The following is a 15,666-nucleotide window of genomic DNA, read 5'->3' on the forward strand; positions in this document are numbered from 1 at the left end:
GACGATCGTCGGCCTGGCGGCGACCTCTGGGGGATCTCGGAACGGGACGGTTTGGATCGCGTGCAGGGATGGGGGAGCGATGGCGAGAGCGAGTGTGGGGAAGCGGTTGCAAGAGGTCGGGCGGGAGTTGGGGCGGATTCGACGCCGAGGCCGGCAGGTCTGGCGGCTGGTCCCCTGGCGGCACCGCCTCTCCCTGGGGATGGCTCTGCTGGTCATGGGACTTGCCAGCGCCGGCGGCACGTCCAGCGCGATCTTCCTGGGGAAGTTGGTCAACGCCATCGGGCCGGCGGCCGACGGTCGGACCCCCTCGGGGGCGGTGATCGCCCGGACGGCGGCCGGCTACCTCGCGCTGATCGGCCTGGGGTATCTCGTCCGCGAGACGATGAACGTGCTCCGCCGCTTCCTCGTCGAGCGGACCTGCACGCGGATCGACAAGGACATGTGCGTCCGCCTGGTGGCGCACCTGATGCGGGTGGACCTGGCCTCGATCGCCCAGGACCAGGTCGGCGCCCTGTACGGCCGGGTGACCCGCAGCTCCGACGGCTTCGTGCGGTTCCTCCGGATCAGCTTCCTGGACTTCATCCCGGCGCTCTTCACGGGTGCCTTCGCGATCTCCTACGCGCTGATGGAGCAGCCGTGGGTCGCGCTGGCGATGCTCGGCGTCGTGCCGATCTCGCTCGGCCTGACGGTGGCCCAGATCGTCACCCAGAAGGGAGTCCGGCTGGACCTGCTGCGCACCCGTGAGCGCATGGACGGCACCGTGGTCGAGCAGCTGAGTGGAATCGACTACGTCCGGGCCTCGAACACCCACCGCCGCGAGGTCCGCCGGGTCGCCAAGGCCGCCGAGCGGAAGCGCTCGATGGAACTTCGGCACCACTTCCAGATGTCTCTGTTCGGCTGCGGCAAGGCGCTCAACGAGGGGCTCTTCCACCTGATCGTGCTCGCCCTGGCCGTCTCGTTCTACATCCAAGGCCGCATCAACCTGGGCGACATCTTCACGTTTTCGATCCTTTATCTCAACGTCATGGCGCCGCTCAACGAGGTGCATCGGTTCATCGACGAGGCCCACGAGAGCAGCCTCCGCGTGGGCGATTTGATCAACCTGCTCCGCGAGCCGATCGACCCATCGTTCAAGCCGGTCGATCCCCGCACGCCGATCCTGACCCGGGGCGAGCCCCTGTTCGTGGCCGAGGAGGTCGGCGTGCGGTATCCACGGACGATCGAGAACGGCCGCCAGGCGCTCCAGGGCCTTTCGCTGTCGATCCGCCATGGCGAGACCATCGGCATGGCGGGCCGATCCGGTTGCGGAAAGACGACGTGGCTCCGCGTGCTGATGCGGTTGGTCCACCCCACCGCGGGCCGGGTCTGGTTCGGCGGCGTTCCGCTGGAATGCGTCTCCCGCGAATCGATCGGCGACCTGGTCGGCTACGTCGGCCAGAACCCGTTCGTCTTCTCCGGGACCATCGCCGAGAACATCGCCTACGGCTGCCGCGACGTCTCCCCCCAGGGGATCCGCAAGGCGGCCGAGGCCGCCTGCATCCACGACGAGATCCTGATGATGCCCGGCGGTTACAAGGCCCGCGTCGCCGAGCGCGGCCAGAACCTCTCCGGCGGCCAGCGCCAGCGGATCGCCCTGGCGCGGATCTTCCTCAAGAACCCGCCGATCCTGATCCTCGACGAGGGGACCTCGGCCCTGGACAACATCAGCGAGCGGAAGGTCCAGCAGGCCGTCGACGCCGCGCGGGCCGACCGCACGGTCATCCTCGTCGCCCACCGCCTGACGACCCTGCTCGACACCGACCGGATCCTCGTCTTCGAAGACGGCAAGGTCGTCGAAAGCGGCCCCTACAGCCGACTCGTCCAGGCCGACGGCGCCTTCGCCGACCTCGTCCGCTCCGCCGAGCAAGGCCGCCTCCCCCTCTCGCCCGACCCCGACGACGTCGTCGAAGCGGCCGAGCGCGAGGAGGTCTGACCCGACCCGAGACGTCACGCTCTTCCCTCTCGCGGGATGAGCGGGACGAGCACGGAGCCCGTCGGGTTTGCGGTTCGTCCGCGATGCCGGCCTCCCTCATCCCCCACCAGTAATAAAGGTGTGATTGCACCATCATTCCTTCCCCACTCGCGGGGGAAGGTGGCCCGCAGGGCGGGATGAGGGGGAGGACCGGCACGGAGCCCCTGGGATTCACCGCGGTCCATCGCAAGCCCTGCCGGGCCACGGGTGGCGCGAACGGAGCGATGGGTTTCCGTGGAAGCGCCATCAGAGGAGACGGGAAGTAGGCGACGATCGGTGTGATCGGGCCTCGGAGGGTTCTCGATGAAGCCGGCGCGGCTTGGGGCTCGGCGTCTGATAGAATGCGGCGGCCGTCGAGCGTCGCCGAATTTGAAGCCGCCAGCCACGTCCGGGAGAGCGCCCATGATCCTGTCGCGAGCCCTGTTCGCCCTGTCCGTCGCCCTCGTCGTCGCCTGGCTCGGCCCGAGCCCGGCGCGTGGGGCGACCGTCGACGATCGGCCCAACGTCGTCTTCATCCTCGCCGACGACCTGGGGATCGACGACCTCCACAGCTACGGCCGCGATGATCACGCGACGCCCAACCTGGACCGGCTCGCGGCGCGGGGGGCCCGGTTCACGTCGGCGTACTGCGGGCTCTCCATCTGCTCCGCGTCGCGCGCGGCGCTGATGACGGGGAAGTCCTCGGCGCGGCTGCACCTGACGACCTACCTCCCCGGCCGCCCCGACGCCCCCTCGCAGAAGCTCCTTCACCCCAAAATCAACATGTTCTTGCCCAACTCCGAGACCACCCTGGCCGAGCGGTTCAAGGCGCTGGGCTACGCGACGGGGATCTTCGGCAAGTGGCACCTGAACGGCGGCCCCGGCACGAAATCCGCGCCGACCGACCAGGGATTCGACGAGGCGTTCCTCCCCCCGGGCGACTCCGAGCCCTCGGCGACCGAGGGGGGCAAGAACGAGTACGCGATCACGCGCCGGGCGATCGACTTCCTGGAGCGGAAGAAGGACGCCCCGTTCTTCCTGTACGTGGCCCATCACAGTCCGCACATCCGCCTGGCCGCCAAGGCGGAGCTGGTCGCCAAGCACAAGGACGCGTTCAACCCGGTCTACGCGGCGATGATCGAGACCCTGGACGACACGGTCGGCCTGATCCTGGCGGCGATCGAGCGCGAGGGGCTGGAGCGGAAGACGATCGTGGTCTTCACGTCGGACAACGGCGGCCTGCACGTCCTGGAAGGGGGCGAGGTCGCCACGCACAACACCCCATTCCGCGCCGGCAAGGGCTACCTTTACGAAGGGGGCCTGCGCGTCCCCTTGATCGTCGCCTGGCCCGGCCGGATTCCCGCCGCCGTGATCGACGAGCCGACCGTGAACATGGACTTCACGCCGACCCTGCTGGAACTCTGCGGCGCCCCCGCGCCGACCGAGCCGGAGCTTGATGGCGCCAGCATCGCCGAGCGCCTGCGGGGAGGCCCTCCCGCTCCGCCGCGATCGTTCCCGTTCCACTTCCCCCACTACACCAACCAGGGGAGCCGCCCCGCCGGCTCGCTCCGCGAGGAGGACTGGAAGCTGATCGAGCATTATGAGGACGGCCGCCTCGAACTCTTCGACCTCGCCGCCGATCCCGGCGAGCAGACCGACCTGGCCGCCGCCCAGCCCGACCGCGCCCGAGCGATGCAGGCCCGGCTCGCCGCCTGGCGGACCTCGGTGGACGCCCAGCCCAACACGCCCAACCCCGACCACGACCCGGCGCTCGCCGCGTCGATTTATGGGTCGTTCGACTCGTCCAACGTCCCCGCACGCGCCACGGCCGCCGCGATGACGCCCCTGTTCCAGCCCTGGCGGAAGCTGATGAACGCGGCCGTCGCCGGGGCGAGCCGCAAGGACAAGGCGAGGGACTGAGGGTGGACGGCCGCCGGGAGCCGGGCCCGCGTCAGCGCCGCTTCCTCTTCGCGGAGGTCGGGCTCGGCGAGGCGACCTCGAAGGAAAGCGGCCCCGGAGGGCCTCCCGCCGGGATGTCGGCCTTGAGCGTCGAGTCGATGTTGAAGCGACGGTCCACGAGGTTGACGGTCTCGTCGATCTGGGCGCCCGGGTCGTCCGGGCTCTCGATCTTCCGGCCGGTCGTCTTGTTGCTGTAGACCTCCACCCGATACGCGCCGGGGCTCAGCCCGTCGGCGCCGTCGAGCGAGAACGCGCCGTCGACGATCTCGCCGGAGCCGGACGCCCCGGAGCCGTCGGGGGTGAACGTGATCGTGCCGACCTTCAGGGGCTGGCCGTCGTGCTGGACCGTCCCCCGGACGGGGAAGTGCTGGAAGCCGTCGTCCCCGCCGCCGCAGCCCCAGAAGGCCGCCGAGGTCGCCGCGAGGGCCGCGAGCCGGGCGACGGCCCGCCGCGTCCGCTCAGTAGGAATCACTGGAGATCACCTCGCCGCCGTTGCTGGTGCTCAGGGCCTTCCAGACCGGGATGCCCACGGAGTCCTTGAAGAACCGGACCGAGCCGTCGCAGAGGAGCCCGCTCACGCCGCCGGGATGCCGGCTCCGCGCCCCCATGTAGAAGGAATTCGAGGCCGTGTCGTTGATGCAGGGGAGGCCGCGGCCGGGGTCGTTGTAGCAGGTGCTGAAGTCTGGCAGTCGGCTGTTCGGGCCGAACCGGGTCATGATCTGGTAGCCCGCGCTGTCGTCGTTCCAGAGACGGGCGCGGCGGTCGACGACCGACGACGGGCCGGCGGGGGACGGGGCCTGGAGCATCTCCGTCATCGCCAGCGTGTTCGAGGTCCCGTCGGTGACGGCCGCGATCTGGGCGCCGTAGGCGATGTAGAACGGCGCGAGCTTCTGGCCGTTGCCCAGCCCCTGGTCCCAGTAGGTGTTCGTGCCCCAGATGAGCCCGTAGTTCCCCTTCGCCTCGAACGGGCCGAGCACCCCGGCGATCGTCTGGAGGAAGATCTGCGTCTGGTCGGACGGGCACTGGTAGGTCGCGATCGGGACCAGCCGCGTCGTCAGGTTGTCCGACGCGTTGAAGCCGAGCGACGCGTTGTAGGCGGCGTACAGGCTCCCCTGTTCGTAGAAGGGGAGCAACGCCACGACGAACGGCTGGCGGTTCGTCGGCACCAGGTCATAGAGCCCGGTCACAGGGTTGCGCCCCTGCGCGCCCATCGGGAACTGGCCATGCACGTCGTGGTAGTTGTGCAGCGCCAGGCCCAGTTGCTTGAGGTTGTTCGTGCACTGCATGCGGCGGGCCGCCTCCCGCGCCGCCTGGACGGCGGGCAAGAGCAAGGCGATCAGCACCGCGATGATGGCGATCACCACCAGCAGCTCGATCAACGTGAAGGCGGGACGGGACTTGCGCGCCATGGAGAAGCGACTCCTGGGAGTGGGAGAACCGCCCCGGTTGAACCAGGGTGAACGTTGGGCCGGTGCCGAACCAGTCGCCTCGACCGAGGCCGGACCGCCTCGTCGTATCAAGCATCCTTGAAAACACTGATGAACTCGTGAATCCTGACGAATGTTAAAGCTTCTGTCAACATCCGTCAAAGAATTCGTTGACGCGAAAGAACATCACCGTTGCTTCGCATTCTTCGAGGCCCGGCCCAGGCCCCGGAGCCGCAGCGTCAGCGTCAGCGTCCTGCTTCGAGCAGCTCGCGCGCGTCGTCGCCCCAGAGGTCGAGGACCCATCGGGCGATGCGGGCAAGCTCGCGCCCGCCGTCGGGCTTCGCCCCGCGACGCCGCGACTCCATCGCGCGAAGTCGGTCGAGCTCGGCCCGATACTCGGCGCGTTTCGACGGGGAGAGCTCGCCTCGCGCGGCCATCGCGCGGGCGCGGTCCGGGCTGGTGAGGGGCGAGGGCTGGCACCAGGTGCGCTCGGCGTTGAAGAGGGCCTGGAGCGTCAGCAGGTCGTCGACGGCGTCGGGGGTCGCGTCCGCGCCGAAGACCTCGCGGCCGAGCGTCGCCTTGAAGGCTTCGAGATCCAGGTCGGGATCGCGCGTGAACTCGCGGTACGCGATCCGATTCATGCGTGCCGGCAGTTCGTTGTAGGGGGGGTCGCCGGGGGCGAGCCAGCCGAAGCCGAGGGGGATCTGACGACGCCCCTTCAGCCACTCCTGGCCCTCCTCGGCCGCGTCGGCGACGAACGTGAACGCCTCCAGCGAGGGGACGTAGCCGTCCATGCCGAGGTCGCGGGCGTGGCGGGCGCCGGCCTGGATCTCGATCGGGCCGCGACGCGACGGCGAGTCGTCCCACCAGAGGCTGGACCTGGCCCGCTCGATGAGCGTCGGCTCCGGGAGGGCGCTATGGGGCGTGAACATCAACGACCAGCGCGGGTCGAAGGGGAGCGTCGCCCCCTTCACGCCCAGGCCGGGCGCGTCGGCCCCTGAGAAATAGTGGGGATAGACGAAGACCTCGGCGTCCGGCTTCCGGGCCCAGACCTCCTCGGAGATCGCCTTGACGAACGCGAACTCGCGCTCGAAGTATCGGTCGCCGCAGTCCGGGCAATGGCACGCGGCGTAGTCGGACGACTCGATCAGCAGGCCGTCGGCGTCCGGATAGAAGCCGAACGCCATCTCGCGTGCATACTCCAGCATGAATCGCTGCGACTCGGGCTTCGACGGGCAGAGGTTCCACCCCCAGCAGTCGATCCCGAACGCCGCGACGGGCTTCCCGTCCGCCCCCACCGCCTTCAATTCGGGATGCTCGATCGCGTACTGGTTCACCCCGTCGTACCCGAACGGCGTGAACCCCAGCAGCACCCGCACCCCTCGGCCGTGGGCGTGCTCGATCAGCTCGCGGACGAAGTCGCGGCGGACGTTCTCATGATCCTGATTATATCGCCATGTGATCGGATGCTTCTCCGACCGGAATCCGCCCGCGACCCAGAGCATCAGCGTGTTCCCGCCGTCGTCGCGCACGCCGTCCACGATCCGCTTCCAGTCGGCCAGGTCGTAGGTCGGCATCCTCGGGAACGTGACGTAATACCCGCGCGTGGCGAACGGGCCGTCCGAGGCGGCGGCGACGGAGGTTGCGAGGACCAGCCCCAGGAGGGCTGCGAGCAATCGTCGGACGAGGATCATGGCGGCTCCCGGCGTATCGGCCCGTCCCGGCGGCGTCGATCGGCCTTGCCGGGGCGTCCCCACCATTATGCCCCAGGCCTCCCTGGCTCCGCCTAACGTTTCGCAAACCGTCGAGCGTCGGAAGGGCCGTCTGAGCGAGTGCGGGCTCCCGGCGATCGGCCCAAAATAACCATTGACCCCACGAACCGCGCCCCATAACATGCGTGATTCAAACTTTTCTAATCGGAACGCCGGACATTTTGGCCTGTTTCGTCGAATCATGAACTCACGGGAGCCCCGACTCGGGGCGAGGAGTCGCCATGATCGCAGCTTCCCCGCATGCTCGCCGCCTCGGTATCTGGAGCGCCTGGATGTTGGGCCTCATCGTCGCCCTCCTGATCCTCACGCCGTCGTCCCTGTCGGTCTGGTGGTGGGCGACCGGGATTCAGGCTCCCGGCGGGGAGAGCGATTCCACGTCCGCAATGACCGACGGCTATCAGAAGACGGTCGTCGTCCTCGTGGTCGCGCTGGCGATCGCGGCCTTCGGGCGATTCGTCCCGGTGTTATGGTCGCTCTGCCAATCCAGCCTCTCGGGCCTGCTGATCGCGGCCCAGGTCGGCCTGGTCTACTGGATCATCTACGGCGGGTTGTCGGGCGTCGGCATGCCCGGCCTGTTCTGGCACTTCGATCCGTCGGTCCGACTGCGGGCCGCCGTCGGGGCGACCCTCTTCACCTACTGGATGCTCTACCTGCTGTTTCTCCGCGATTACGAGGTCCATCGTCGTGATCCAGAGAACCAGAGCTGGCCCCGATTCTTCGAGGAGTTGAAGTCGGCCGGCCTGCCGGTGCAGCTCATCGCGAGGGCCTCGCAGGCCGACCCCATCGGGCGGCTTCAGTGGGTCCTGGCCGTCGCGGGCCTGCCGGCCTTGTTGGCCCTGGCGCTCCCCGCGACCATCCCGGCGCTCCGACCGGGGGCGGGCCTGGCGCTGGCGGCGAACGCGGGTCCGGCCGTCGTCGATTGGGCCTGGCTCGGCGGGATCGCGATCGGGGCGGCGGTGACGGCGGTCCTCGCCTACTCCCGCGCCGCCACTCGGGTGCACGAGGCCTGGCGGGTCGTCACGCGACGCGCCCCGTTCGGCAGCGCCTGGCGCGTCGAGCGCGACCGACTCGATCCGCACGCCAATATGAAGAACCTCGTCATCGTCCTCACGGTCGTGTTCGTGCTTTCGTATTATGATGAGGCGTCGTCGCGTTGGCTCTTCCCGGCCGCGTTCTCGATGTGCATCGTCCTCGGCGTCCTGGCGACCGCTTTGACCTGGCTGGGAACCCGTTCGTGGGGCGTCCGGCTCGCCGTCGGCCTGACCCTGTTCGCGTTGCTGGCGGCGGGCGGCGCGCTCGACTACGAGGTCCGGTTGCGCGGCTTCGAAGACCTCTATCCGTCGTCGTTCCAGCAATACCGCCGCCGCCTCGCCTCGGTCGAGTCCAAACCCCCGTGGTATCACGGGGTGAAGGATCTCCAGGAGGCCCAGCGCGCCGAGCCGCCGGGGGATGCGGCGGAACAGGCCGCGCAGGAGCGCCGCACGGAGTTGCTGGAGCGGTGGCGGGACTCGTTCGGCGGGCCGACCGGGCCGACGGAGGGGCGGAGGCCGATCCTCGTCGTGGTCGCCACCAGCGGCGGGGCCTCGCGAGCCGCCGCCTGGACCGAGAGCGTGCTCGGGCATCTCGCCGGCGCCATGGACGACTTCCGCCACCATGTGAGGCTGATCACCGGTGCCTCGGGGGGGATGCTGGGCGCCGCGCGATTCATCACGTCTCCGGGCCGGGGGCGGGGGATGCCGGGAGGCCCTCACGGCGATCCGGACGCCCTCACGATCCCCCCCGACTACCTCACGCCGATCGCCTGGCAGATCGCCTTCCGCGACTTCTTCCCCAATGCGCTGCTCCCGTTCGCGATGCCCAACCGGGGCGACGTCCTCGAGCGCGCGTGGGCCCAGATCGACCGCGGCATCGATCGAACCTTCGAGGATTTCCGGGCCGAAGAAGAGGCCGGCATGATCCCCTCGATCGTCTTCTCGCCCATGATGTCGGAGGATGGCCGCCGGCTGTTGATCAGCAATCTGCCGCTCGCGGACCTGGCGTTCAACGACGACCGCGCCCTGCTTGTCGAGGACCGCGCCAAGCTGGAGGAGGCGTTCCGGGAGGCGCAGTTGAAGCTGCCGGCGGCCGATCGCCGGGAGCCCGATGATTACGGCCTGGAGTACCCGTCGCGGGCGTCCGTCTCGGCCGTGGAGTTCTTCCGGCTCTTCGAGACCCATCGGGATCGGCTGCGCCTGGCCAGCGCCGTGAGGATGAGCGCCACGTTCCCGTACGTGACGTCCTCCGTCGTCCTCCCCACCTACCCGCCGCGACACGTCGTCGACGCCGGCTACTACGACAACTACGGAGTCAACCTCGCCGGCGCCTGGATATCCACCCACGCCCCCTGGCTCGCCCGCAAGACGGCGGGAGTCCTGTTCATTCAGATCCGCGCGTTCCCGAACGAGGCGAGGCTCAAGAAGCTGGACCGGAACGTGCTGGCCAGCCCCTCCCAGGAATCGATGTCGATCTGGCGGATGTGCGAGACGGCGCTCACCGCCGTGCCGAACGTCGTCGGACTGGCCTTCGGGGGGTTGCAGGCCCTGGCGATCCCGTTCGAAGGCATCGCCCAGGCCCGCGACTCGTCCATGTACTTCCGAAACGACGCCCAACTCAACGGGTTGCACGAGACCTTCCGGAGGCTGACCGGGGACGACCACGACTTCTTCCGCACCGTCGTTTTCACGTGCGATACGACCCCGAGCGACCCGACCGCCCCGAACGTCGAGACCCTGAACTGGTATCTCGACCCGATCGAGTTCAGAGGCATCCAGCGGAACATGGAGGACGTCTCGGCGAACCGACGTACCGGCCGGTTGCGCAACCACCTGCGGTTCGAGAAGCTGCTCGAATGGTGGCGGTCGCGCGAGAAGGCCGCCCGCTGACCCGCCCCTCCCCCGCCGGCCCCGAGGGAGACGATTCGGTTTCCGAAACGCTCCTTTGAGGCCGGCCGATCCGGCGGCCTCAGCCGTACGCGCGGACCTCGTAGATCCGGGCGGTGTCGGATCCGTTGGTGGCGGCGACTTCGATGCGGATCTTGGCGGCCTCGACGGGGGGGAAGTCGTGGCGGCGGAGCCGCTGATGGTTTCCCTCGACGCGGGCGACCTCGACGCGTTCCCCCTTGGGGGTCTCGACGACCAGGCGGTAGTCGCGGATCGTCTCGGGCTGGGGGGCGCGGATGATCCTGGCGTTGTGGGAGTCGGACGAGGTCAGGGTCAACTCGCGGTGGAAGCCGGAATCGAAGGTGATCTGGACGTGCTTGACGGTCTTCGGCTCGGGCCAGGCGAGTTCGAGCCAGGCGCCGTCGGGGGACATCGGAGCCATCCAGCGGTGGTCGAGCTGCGTGCTCATGTCGCGGACGAAGCCGTCGACCACGTTCTCGGGCTTCGCCGGCTCGGTCGTCGCCGAGGCCGAGACCTTCGCCAGCGGGGCCAGGTCGTCGGGATCGACGTTCTTGAGGCTCTTGATGGACTGGTCGTCGCGGAGGAGGGTCTGCTGCAACTCCCGGAGGCGGGGCTTGTCGCGATAGAGCTCGCGCGGGGTCAGGTCGTATCGCGAGCAGAGGGCGGCGGCGGTTCCCGCGGCCTGTCCCATCACGGCGCAGGTGGCCATGACTCGAGTGGACGTGAACGCGACGTGGCTGCAACCGGCGTTGCGGCCGGCCATGAACAGGTTCGAAAGGTCCTTGCTGTAGAGTGAGCGCAGGGGGATGTCGTAGACCTCGGCCAGCTTGATGCTCAGGAACGGCGGGACTTCGGGGTCGTCGAAACCGCTGGCGGGGTGCTCGTCGAGGCCCCAGCCCCCCATCGCCACCGCGTCGTCGAACTCGGGGTTGAAGCCCATCAGGTCGTTCTGATTGAGCATGTGGTCCCCCTCGATGCGGCGGCTCTCGCGCTTGCCGGGCATCATGCCCACCCAGTCCATCGCCCAGTTCGCCGACAGGGGGTACTCGCCGGAGTTCTTGATGTGGTCCCAGACGCCGGTGACGATCGAGAGCAGCTCGAAGCGGATCCGCTCGTTGTCGCGGACGGTGTCGCGGCCGCCTCCCCATTCGATCCACCAGTAGCCGTATTCCCACGCCTTCGCGCCGACGCCGCGATGCTTGAGCTGCGCGGCGGTGATCTTGCGGGCCCAGGCGGGGGCCTTGTAAGGCATCGGCTTGCCGTAGTCGCGGGCGGTGAAGAGGACGCTGGAGCCGAGGGTCTCGCGGCTCGGCTCCGGGGGGGCGAGCGACTCCTTGAACTCGTCGCGGCCCTCGTGGCCCCATCGGATCGTCGCGCCGGCCTCCAGGGCCAGGCGGGAGTCGCCCGTGCAGTCGGCGGCGTATCGGCAGGTGATCCGATAAAGATGTTCGGACTTGTCGCACCGCGCCAGGACGCGTTCGATGCGGCCGTCCTTCACGTCGGCGGCGCAGACGGAGCAGTCGAGGATGAGGGTGACGTTGGGCTCGGAGACGAGCTTGTCGTAGAGGAGCAGGTCCCAGAGTTCCCACGAGCGTTGGGGATTGTTGGCGGCGTCGTCGAGGCGGAGTTCCTCGATGATCCCGCCTTCGCGCCAGCCGGGGCGTCCCGTGTGCATGTTGGCGCCGACGATGTGCATCTTGACCTCGCTCGACGAGTTGCCGCCGAGCCGCGAGCGGTCCTGCACGAGGACGACCTTCGCCCCGTTCCGCGCCGCGGCGAGCGCCGCGCAGACGCCGGCCGGGCCGCCGCCGGCGACGAGCAGGTCGCACGAGAGGTCGACGAGCGTCATGTTCGGCTCGCCTTCGAACCGCCGCCCGGCGGCCTCCGGGTCGACGGGCGCGATCGTCGCGAACGACTCCCGGATCGCGTCGGGCGTCCGGTCGAGCCCCGCGGCCTCGGCCCGCGCCGCGCCGCCGTCGGCGAAGACGAACAGCGAATACGCCGAGGCCCCCGCCGCCGAGGCCAGGAACTCCCGACGCCCCAACCGATCGCCCCGTTCCCGCGTCATATCCCGCCCCCCGTTCGAGTGCGCCACCGGCGAGCGTCGGCCACGACCCGCCGACGCCACGACCTCAGCCTAGCCGCCAGGTCCGCGAGGTCAAGGGATCGGCGAGGGAGGGGGAGGCCCCTCTCGCCGATCCAGGGACGCCGATTCGGTCACTTGCACGCCTTCAGGAACGCGACGAGGTCGGCGAGGTCCTGAGGGGAGAGTTGCTGGTCGAGGCCGGCGGGCATGACGGAGACGGTGCCGGGGCGGATCTCGTCGACGTCCGCGCGGGGGATGCGTTCGGTCTGGTTGGCGCCGGTGAGGAGGACGTATTCGTCGGCGGTCTCGCCGCGGAGGAGGCCGTTGACGACCTTGCCGTCGGCGGTGGCGATGATGACCGGCTCATAGCTGCGGACCAGGCTGGCGCTGGGGTAGAGGATGGCCTCCAGCAGGTCGCGCTCGGTGCGGACGCCGCCGATCCGGGTCAGGTCGGGGCCGAGGTCGCCGCCGCGATAGCCGATGGCGTGGCAGGTGGTGCAGGCGGCCTTGTCGCCCTGGAACACGAGCTGGCCGCGACGGACGTCGCCGCCGGTCATCTTGCCGAGAAGCTCGTCGAGCCGCGCCTGCTGCTTGGCGGCGTCGGCGTTGAGGCGGTTGTAGAGGGCCTCGGCCGCCCGGTGGGTGTCGGGGCCGAACTTCGCCAGGTGGAGCTTGAGCGCGTCGACCCGGAGGCTCGACAGGGCCGCCGAGCCGGACAGGGCCTCGACGAGCTTGACGCCGAGCGCATCGTCGGTCTGGGCGTCGAAGGCGGTCAGCAGGCGGTCGACCTCCAGGGGGCCGGCGTCGCGCAGAGCCGCGACCAGCTCGGCGAGTTGCTCGGGCGCGAGCCCGGCGCGGGCCAGGACGTCGGCGGCCAGGCCGCGAGCGGCGACCGTGCCGTCGGGATCGAGCTGGGTGAGCAGGAAGGCGAAGGTCTCCGGGGCGACCCGGGAAAGGCCGCCGGGGACGGCCGCCAGGGCCTCGAGGCGGCCGTCGGCCGGGAAGTCCTCGCGGCCGGCGAGGGCCATGAGGGGCACCGTCAGGGGCTTCCCCTCGTCGGGTGTCGGGGCCAGGGCGCGGGCCGTCGCGACGGCCTGTCGCGCCAGATCGGCGTCGGGCCCGGAGAGGATCGCGGCCAGGCCGGCGATCCAGGCTTCGGGGAGGCCCTTCTGGCGCACCTGCGCCAGGGCCTTCAGGGCGCTGCGGCGGGCCGTCGCCGGGGCGGAGCCGACGAGCGTCTCGGCGAGCAGGTCGCGCACGGCCGGCGAGGCCGCGTTGCGGGCGAGCTGGCTTTCCAGGCCGGCGCGGTCGGCGGGGTCCAGGTCCTCCCGCTTCAGCCGGTCGGCGAAGAACCCGGCGAGGGCCTGGCCCCACTCGGGATGTCGGCCGATGATCCAGGCGGCGGCCTCCTTCACGCCGGGGTCGGCGTCGGCCAGCATCGCGGCGGTCTTGCGGGGGTCCAGGGCGCCCCCTTCCATCTGATCGACGGCCATCAGGGCCGCTCGCCGCACCCGAGGGTTGCCGGACTCGATCGACGGGGCGGTCGCCTCGGGGTCGTCGAGCTGGATCAGGGCGTAGGTCAAGGCGTGGTGGAGGAAGCGGTCCTCGGCCGAGACGTCGTCGAGCGCCTGGATGAGCGACGAGATCGCCGCCTTGTCGCCGATGCGGCCCAGGGCCTCGGCGGCCACGCGGCGGTTGAGCGGCGACGGGCCCTCCAGCAGCGCCACCAGGGGCGCGACCGCCTGGGGGTCGCGGGTCAGGCTGACCACGTTGGCGGCGGCCTGCCGCACCGTCTCGTCGCCGTCGGCCAGGCCGATGCGGGCGACGGCGCGGGCCTCGGGGGCGTCGATCCGGGCCGACGCCCAGACCGCGTTGCGCCGGGCGACGTCGATCCGGTCGTGTTCGACGACCTCGATCAGCGTCGGCGTCGCGGCGGCGCCGAGCTTGCCCAGGGCGTCGACGGCCCGCCGCCGCACGGCCGGCCTCGGGTCGCAGAGCAGCGGCGCGAGATCCGCCGGGGGGAGCTTCGCCCACTCGACCAGCCGGCCGTAGGGGTCGGCGACATGGGGGGCGTCCTTGCGACGGACCCGGTAGATCCCCCCCAACTCGTCCGGCTTGGAGAGCTGCGAGGTCGGGCAGCAGAGCTTGTACCAGCCCCCGGTGTCGATCACGATCAGGCTGCCGTCGGCGTCCTCGATCACGTCGGTCGGGTGGAAGTCCAGGTCGGGGCTCGTCACGAAGTCCTCGTCCTTGGTGGCGAACGTGGCCCCCGACGGCTCCAGGACGTGCCGGCCGACCTTGTGCAGGTTGAAGTAGCAGGCGAACAGGACGTCCCGGCCCGCCGGCTCCAGCGAGGTCGACTCGACGCACATCAGGCCCGAGGGGGCCGCGGGGCCCATGTGCAGCAGCGCGGGCATGACGCCGGGTCCCGTCCACTGGTGCGAAGGGGCGTCGAGGACCCGATTGACCTTGCCGTAGATGCCGCCGTAGACCGCGTGGATGAGGCCGTCGCGGAAACCGCCGCCGGGCTGCTGGAGGAACGTCGACGACAGGACCCGTTCGCCGCCGGGGAGGAACGCGACGTCGACCGGGTTGTCCATGCCCCCGGTCAGCACCGGCTCGATCTCCGAGCCGTCGGGGCGGGACCGGAAGATGTGCGACGCGCTGGTGACGAACGGCTCCTTGCCGGGACGGCCGTAGGTCTGCTCGGCGAACGCCCCCTTGGTCCAGTAGATCCGGCCGTCGTGCCCCGGATAGGGGCCGTGCAGGTCGTTGGCGCAGCCGGTGAGGGTCTTGCCCTGGAACCACTCGACGCGCTCGTCGGCCACGCCGTCGCCGTCGACGTCGGTGAGCTTCCAGATGCTGGGCGGGGCGGCGACGTAGAGCGAGCCGTCCAGCCACATGGTCCCCTCGGGGAACATCATCCCCTCGGCGAACACCACCTGCTTGTCGTACACGCCGTCGCCGTCCGCGTCCTCCAGCCGGACGATCCGGTGGGGCTTCTTCTCAAGCTGGATCTCGACCTTCTCGTTCGACCCCGACGAGTCGGCGACGTACAGCCGACCCTGCTCATCGAAGGCCGCCGTGATCGGCCGGTCCACCAGCGGAGCCCCGGCGACCCGCTCCACGCGGAAGCCCTCCGGGACGACGAGCTTCCGCCCCGCCGAGGGCTCGCCACCCTCCCCCGCCCTCGCCCCCACGCCCGCCGAGGCCGCGAGCAGCCCGCAACCGATCAGACCGACCACGCCGTGCCGCCGCCGCATGCGCATCATCATGAGGACGAGATCCCAGGAGGGAATGTTCAAGAGTCAGCTTATCTGTTCTAGCCAGCCCGCCCCCATGCGTCAATCGGGACGGCCTCCCGACGCAATCCTTTCGGAACCGGGCGGGACGCTCGGATCTCCAGCCGCGCCGGGCGTGGCCGGGGATCGTCGGATCGCGGATTTCCGGGTCGGGGTGGTCTCCAACATCTGTTGCAGACCCCGGCCGTCGC

At 70.0% G+C, this 15,666-nt stretch carries 8 protein-coding genes; 3 read left to right on the forward strand and 5 right to left on the reverse strand.

What is annotated here, in order from left to right:
- Positions 1-79 precede the first annotated feature (79 nt).
- Together VT85_RS24625 and VT85_RS24630 are read left to right on the forward strand one after the other, a co-directional pair.
- A complete protein-coding gene (locus tag VT85_RS24625) occupies positions 80-1,972 on the forward strand; it encodes an ABC transporter ATP-binding protein (RefSeq protein ID WP_068420842.1) in 1,893 nt (630 codons plus the stop codon).
- A 441-nt stretch (positions 1,973-2,413) separates the two neighbouring features.
- Positions 2,414-3,910: a sulfatase gene (locus tag VT85_RS24630; RefSeq protein WP_068420844.1), complete on the forward strand. Its 1,497-nt coding sequence runs from the start codon at positions 2,414-2,416 to the stop codon at positions 3,908-3,910.
- 31 nt (positions 3,911-3,941) lie between these two features.
- On the opposite strand, the gene VT85_RS24635 is transcribed toward VT85_RS24630, so the two are convergent.
- From VT85_RS24635 to VT85_RS24645, 3 genes are all read right to left on the reverse strand, one after another.
- A complete protein-coding gene (locus VT85_RS24635) occupies positions 3,942-4,421 on the reverse strand; it encodes a hypothetical protein (RefSeq protein ID WP_068420846.1) in 480 nt (159 codons plus the stop codon).
- The gene (locus VT85_RS24640) at positions 4,408-5,358 is read right to left on the reverse strand and encodes a DUF1559 domain-containing protein (protein WP_068420848.1); all 951 of its coding nucleotides are present in this window, start codon (positions 5,356-5,358) and stop codon (positions 4,408-4,410) included. Before VT85_RS24640 ends, VT85_RS24635 begins: the two co-directional genes overlap by 14 nt.
- A gap of 263 nt (positions 5,359-5,621) precedes the next feature.
- The gene (locus VT85_RS24645; protein WP_068420850.1) at positions 5,622-7,070 is read right to left on the reverse strand and encodes a hypothetical protein; all 1,449 of its coding nucleotides are present in this window, start codon (positions 7,068-7,070) and stop codon (positions 5,622-5,624) included.
- A 350-nt stretch (positions 7,071-7,420) separates the two neighbouring features.
- On the opposite strand from VT85_RS24645, the gene VT85_RS24650 reads away from it, so the two are divergent.
- A complete protein-coding gene (locus VT85_RS24650; RefSeq protein WP_068420852.1) occupies positions 7,421-10,069 on the forward strand; it encodes a hypothetical protein in 2,649 nt (882 codons plus the stop codon).
- A 79-nt stretch (positions 10,070-10,148) separates the two neighbouring features.
- Here VT85_RS24650 and VT85_RS24655 read toward each other — a convergent pair whose 3' ends face one another.
- Positions 10,149-12,155 (reverse strand): FAD-dependent oxidoreductase, encoded by a 2,007-nt coding sequence (locus VT85_RS24655; protein ID WP_156513085.1) that lies wholly within the window; start codon positions 12,153-12,155, stop codon positions 10,149-10,151.
- A 149-nt stretch (positions 12,156-12,304) separates the two neighbouring features.
- Positions 12,305-15,448: a PVC-type heme-binding CxxCH protein gene (locus VT85_RS24660; RefSeq protein ID WP_068420854.1), complete on the reverse strand. Its 3,144-nt coding sequence runs from the start codon at positions 15,446-15,448 to the stop codon at positions 12,305-12,307.
- Positions 15,449-15,666: the final 218 nt, after the last annotated feature.

The sequence above is a fragment of the Planctomyces sp. SH-PL62 genome, assembly GCF_001610895.1.
In the GTDB taxonomy this organism is placed as follows: Bacteria; Planctomycetota; Planctomycetia; order Isosphaerales; family Isosphaeraceae; genus Paludisphaera.